Origin of the sequence: Psychrobacter sp. (assembly GCF_030457785.1) — a bacterium.
GTDB lineage: Bacteria > Pseudomonadota > Gammaproteobacteria > Pseudomonadales > Moraxellaceae > Psychrobacter.
The window spans coordinates 1-5179 of sequence record NZ_JAKDUI010000194.1 but is presented as its reverse complement, the minus strand read 5'-3'; the positions used below and the strand labels follow the sequence as shown (position 1 = coordinate 5179).

The window sequence follows — 5179 nt, the reverse complement described above, 5'->3', positions numbered from 1 at the left end:
ACTCTTCACTTGCTGCATAGACTTTTACTACCTAGCCTTTGTTAACACTCCTCTTCTTAAAGGATCGTCATGAAAACACCACAAGATTTAGGCTACAGAAACGTGGTATCTATTGCTGGTGGTTTTGAAGCATGGCTTAAAGCCAACTTAACGGCAGCTAAAGCAAATGATGATATAGATTTTAGCTAGCGCTATAAGTCATTTTGAGTGTAGTTCTGAATGTTCGCATCTAGAGGTAATATTATGAAACAAGCGATTAGTCGCCCCTTATCTAACCAATCAAACTTTCGAGATAACAAGAATGGCTCTGTAAACCATCAGGTCAGTCGTCGTCAATTCATTGGTACAAGTATGGCAACTGGGGTTGCTATGGGTGGTATGAGCTTGACAGGGTGTACAAGTTTACCGACCCATCAAGAAAACCCAAATATTGTCATCGTGGGTGCTGGTGTAGCAGGGTTGGCTATTGCCAATCGTTTAAGTCGCCAACTCCCTAACGCCAAACTGACTATCCTAGATAGCCGTGAAACACATTATTATCAGCCAGGCTATACTTTGCTTGCTAGCGGTGTTTGGAAAAACGCAGATAAAGTCATAGACAGTAATGCAAAGCTATTACCTACTGGCATTAATTGGATAAAAGAAAATGCTCAAGAATTTTTGCCTGATAGCAATCAGCTGACAACCGATAATGGTAAAACGATTGGCTATGATTATTTGGTCATAGCAACTGGTCTTCGTTTGGGGTTTGACACTATAGAAGGATTGGATATCGCAGATCTAGGATCTGAGGGAATCGGTAGTGTTTATCCCAGTCCTGAGATTGCTTTAAAGACTTGGCAGCAGATGGACATGTTTCGTCAGACAGGCGGACGAGCGATCATGACTCTAGCACATACTGATATGAAATGCGCAGGTGCGCCGCTCAAGATGACCTTTATGCTGCACGATAGGCTTGTACAGGCTGGCACTCGACAAGATAGTGATATACAGTTTTTTAGTCCTCACAACACCGTGTTTAGTGTTCCTGTTGTCAATGAAAATGTGCTGTCTCACTGGGCATCCTATAACCCTCCAATTGGGGTTAATTTTGAACAACGTCTGACCGCCATCGATAAAAGCAGTAAAACCGCTTACTTTACGGATGGTGCAGGTAACCAAAATGCTCAAGACTATGATTTTATCCACATTGTGCCACCCATGTTTGCAGTAGATAGTGTCTTAAATAGCCCTCTCGCCAATGCTCAAGGCTGGCTTGATGTTGATAAATACTCACTTCAGCACAAGCGTTATAGCAACATATTTGGTGTAGGTGATATCAATGGCACACCAAAAGGCAAAACAGCAGCAACCGTTAAACTCTCAGCACCTCTCGTAGTCAATAATCTAATCGATGTGATACAAGGCCGCAGCCCTAGTCTACAGTTTGATGGCTATACATCTTGTCCACTGCTTATTAAAGAGGGTCAAGCCATGCTGGTTGAGTTTGACTATGAAGACAATCTAACGCCGAGCGTGCCTTTTATTGATCCATTACAAGAAAGTTATTTTGCTTGGTTTTTAGAGGAGATGATGCTAAAACCTGCTTATATGGCTGTCGCAAAAGGTAGAGTCTAAACAGTCAAACCATCCTTATAAAATCATCCTTATTTACTTTGAAAATTGCAAAAGGAGTGACCATGTTGTTATTAACCCAAGCGCTTATGATGTTATGGGAGGCGCTACTGGAAAACTCTACCTTAGTCATCGTATTATTGCTTATCTTACTAATAGCATGGGGATATTGGGCAGCGATGGGTAGAACCAAACGAATGATGTATCGTCTGGCAACGCTGCCAGCCATTGTGGTTGCCCTTAGTGGCATTTTTATCTTGCCAACTTTATTTAATGCCAGCCTAGCAGATATGACTTATTGGGTAGATTGGAGCTTCCACAGCGCTATGGTTTTAGCGTTATTGATCTATGCCTATTTAGTCTCACTACCCTTGATGACAGGATTGGTAGGTGCATCGAAGCGTATCATATAACTTTATATAGTCAGTTCGATATAAAACAGATACAGCGGAACTGGTATAGGTTTTTTTCAGCCTCTGTCTGCGTGGCACAGCAAGCCAAAAAAATTTATACCAGTTTCGCATTATTAGACAATGCATCCTTTTTATTTGGTATCGACTATATAAGCTAGCAGTTATCAGCAGCACCTATTTGTGAACAATCCAACACCCCCTAGTACAATCCCTAAATAAAATACAATGTGAACAACGCATTACCTGTATAGAAGCTCCTTACTTATAGCCCCTACATCGAATAGACTGAAAAAACACATCCCTGTCGATATACAAAGTATCCAAAATTAAAAGCATCATGCCCTTTCTGATATCAAATCATCTTTACTCTATCCTGCCTCAAAAAAACCATTGCCGCTGCAAATTAGTCCATGTGACGGTCTTCCTGCTTATTTTTTCTTACAAAATAAATATTCTTGACCATTTGGTCAGTTAAATTAATAAAATCAAAAACTTAGATTATATCAATAATTTATAGTACATCGAGATAGCATATTCCCAGCTCAGTCGTCATTGTCAATAATTATAAAAAGTGGTTAACTGTTTCAAGGTGTTAAAAAATGTTGCTAAAAAACACAGCCAAATCAGTGGGCCTTTGCAGCGTAAATAACGCCTAAACTTAGAGGTTTTATTCTCTATTTGCACTGAAGACTACACCCTCGCCCTTAGTAGTACGGGTAAGTTTTGATCCAAAACAAAATTCCACCCCTGCCGTTATGCCAATTCTATTAAGGTCCATGACTGTATTTAAAGGAGTATTACCACTATGAATGATATCTTATCTAAAAGCCTGCCCTTAACGCCCCAAAGGTTAAAAAACACCCTCAAAAATACAAGTCCTCTTAAGACAAAACAAAGCTATATAAAGCCTCTGTCTGCCGCTTTACTTGCTGTGATTTCGTTGGGCGCTGTGAGCAACAGCCATGCAAAGGTACTTTTTAGTGACACCAGTCTTTCTGTATTATATGGCGATGACTATGAGCTAGTACCAGATGGTGAGTTAACTACCGCTACCTTAGAGCATGCATCCACACATACTTGGGGCGGTGTGTTTTTCTTTGTTGATCGCCATCATGGTGCTAAAGTTAATGGCAGTGACAGGTTCAAAGAGACATACGGCGAGTTCTCGCCTAAATTTAAACTGCAAACCTTTGATGACAGCTTTATCAAACAAGTCAATCTAGCAGCTCAATACGAGTTTGGCTCAAACAGTACAGGCTTTAGCCAAGATAACTACTTGGTCGGTGTGGGTGCAGACCTAAATGTGCCTATTCCTGGTATGAAGTATGCGTCAGCATCTTTGTATCACGCTTTCAATGACAATACTGATGATGATCAGCAGATTACGTTGACTTATGGGTGGGAGAAAAACAATTTCGTCATCGATGGTTATGTGGACTATTCATTCAACAACGATGACTCGAAAGACCAACTGCATATCAACCCGCAAATAAAATACAATTTGCAAGAAGCATTGGGCATTGATAACCGGATTGAAGTCGGCATGGAGTATAGCTACTGGAAAAACAAATACGGTACCGACTTTACCCAAAACACACCGAGCGCGCTGGTTAAACTGCACTTTTAAATATCTTATAGATTTAACCCCCTTGGGCTATTTTTCGTATAGCCTGAGGGGTTTTTAGTTGATGGTCAACTCTTTCAAACTCACTCTCTTTTCGTACCGTCGTCACTCGATATAACTTACACTTGCCCATCATCTTGTTTATTTTGGTGTGGGCCAAATTGTCTGACCATTGCTCATCTCTCCAGTTTCTATGCTCATTTCCGTTCAGTTTTTTTGCCCATAAATATAGGTCATAGGCTTCATATTTTTTCAATGATATGCAGAGAAAATACTGATTGAAAAACACATACTAATGCTAATGCTACTACTTATTTTAACGCTCCTGTCTTTAGGTCGTTTTTCAGGAAATAAATCAGCGTCCGCTCCCGTTCTTCATTTATTTTTTCCGAGACATCAGATTCCCAAGCATAAAAGCTCTCTCCTGTTTTATCTCCCAGTTTTTTCTCACTCACGAGTTGAGATAGGACTTCACCTGAACGCTGATATGTCGATAAATCTTCGAATAAATAATTATAGATATCGGAGAATATATCTAGCCCGCCCATATCCGCAGACATCAGTGGTCCTGTCACAGGCAACCGACGGCCAATACTATAGGTGACGGCGGCACCGATATCTTCTTTTGAAGCTGCTCCAGCATCTAGCAATGCCTGCGCTTCTCGAAAAAGAGCGTATTGCAAACGATTGCCAATAAATCCTGGGACTTCTTGATTCAGCACTATCGCTTTTTTATTCATCAGCGTTAAAACGTCCATCGTACGCTGGACCGTGTCCTCATCGGTATGCTCGCCTTTGACGACTTCTACTAAAGGCATAAGGTCTGCCGGATTCCAAAAATGAGTAACAACAAAACGTTCGGGGCGTCTCATATCAGCCGCTAATAGACTTGGTTTAAACCCTGATGTATTGCTAGCCATAACAACATCATCTTCAACTAATGCTTCCAACCTCTCATATAACGCCTTTTTCAACACTAAGCTCTCAGGGACGACTTCAATAATAAAGATTGCATTCGAAGTAGCTTCTTCAAGAGAGGTCGTGAATTGGGTGCGCTTTCTAATTTCGGTCGCGTGCTCAGGGGTAAAAAGTTGGTTGTCACTCATCACCTTGAGTTTGTTATGCAAGCCTTTATCAGCGTTTTCAAGTATCAGCGTTTTCAAGGTCCTGATCATCGATGCCATATATATTTACGGTTTTACCTGCCCATGCTGCTGATAAGGCAATCGAGTGCCCCATCGTCCCAGCGCCAAGAATTGTGATGTTTTCCATCTTGTACACCTTTTTATACCTACATTGTTTGATACAGGATACCCAACAGAACCACTCTCTACAATATAATCCAGGTTGTTTTTCACAATGACCATAAACATAAAAAACCACCTGCTGAATATAGGCAGGTGGTTTTTTATGCTTATGATGATGTTGTGTTTTATAAAATCTGACAAGCCTCATCAAAGTCCAATCTTGGAAGACGACTATATAGCTCATCCGCTTGACCATAACCTATATTAATCAGTATATTTGA

The 5179-nt window shown here is 40.7% G+C and carries 5 protein-coding genes; 3 read left to right on the top strand and 2 right to left on the bottom strand.

Going from position 1 to position 5179, the window contains the following annotated elements; translation table 11 throughout:
* Nucleotides 1-243 precede the first annotated feature (243 nt).
* The 3 genes from L0J61_RS09080 to L0J61_RS09070 all read left to right on the top strand — a co-directional run bounded on the left by L0J61_RS09080 (nt 244) and on the right by L0J61_RS09070 (nt 3654).
* A complete protein-coding gene (locus L0J61_RS09080; RefSeq protein WP_301466125.1) occupies nt 244-1617 on the top strand; it encodes an NAD(P)/FAD-dependent oxidoreductase in 1374 nt (457 codons plus the stop codon).
* 62 nt (nt 1618-1679) lie between these two features.
* Complete coding sequence (locus L0J61_RS09075) at nt 1680-2027, top strand: hypothetical protein (RefSeq protein ID WP_301466124.1); 348 nt, start codon at nt 1680-1682, stop codon at nt 2025-2027.
* Between the two features lie 805 nt (nt 2028-2832).
* Entirely contained in the window at nt 2833-3654 is an 822-nt protein-coding gene (locus tag L0J61_RS09070) for a DUF5020 family protein (RefSeq protein WP_301466123.1), read from the top strand.
* A 308-nt stretch (nt 3655-3962) separates the two neighbouring features.
* Here the strand turns inward: L0J61_RS09070 and L0J61_RS09065 are convergent, their stop codons facing one another.
* The gene (locus tag L0J61_RS09065; protein ID WP_301466122.1) at nt 3963-4814 is read right to left on the bottom strand and encodes a 3-hydroxyacyl-CoA dehydrogenase family protein; all 852 of its coding nucleotides are present in this window, start codon (nt 4812-4814) and stop codon (nt 3963-3965) included.
* Nucleotides 4795-4923, bottom strand: a complete 129-nt coding sequence (locus L0J61_RS09060; protein ID WP_301466121.1) for a 3-hydroxyacyl-CoA dehydrogenase NAD-binding domain-containing protein — start codon at nt 4921-4923, stop codon at nt 4795-4797. The genes L0J61_RS09065 and L0J61_RS09060 overlap by 20 nt, the downstream gene beginning before the upstream one ends.
* Nucleotides 4924-5179 lie beyond the last annotated feature (256 nt).

Coding starts and splice junctions, on each gene's coding strand:
- L0J61_RS09080 (WP_301466125.1), top strand. CDS start 244: ATGAAACAAGCGATTAGTCGCCCCTTATCTAACCAATCAAACTTTCGA.
- L0J61_RS09075 (WP_301466124.1), top strand. CDS start 1,680: ATGTTGTTATTAACCCAAGCGCTTATGATGTTATGGGAGGCGCTACTG.
- L0J61_RS09070 (WP_301466123.1), top strand. CDS start 2,833: ATGAATGATATCTTATCTAAAAGCCTGCCCTTAACGCCCCAAAGGTTA.
- L0J61_RS09060 (WP_301466121.1), bottom strand. CDS start 4,923: ATGGAAAACATCACAATTCTTGGCGCTGGGACGATGGGGCACTCGATT.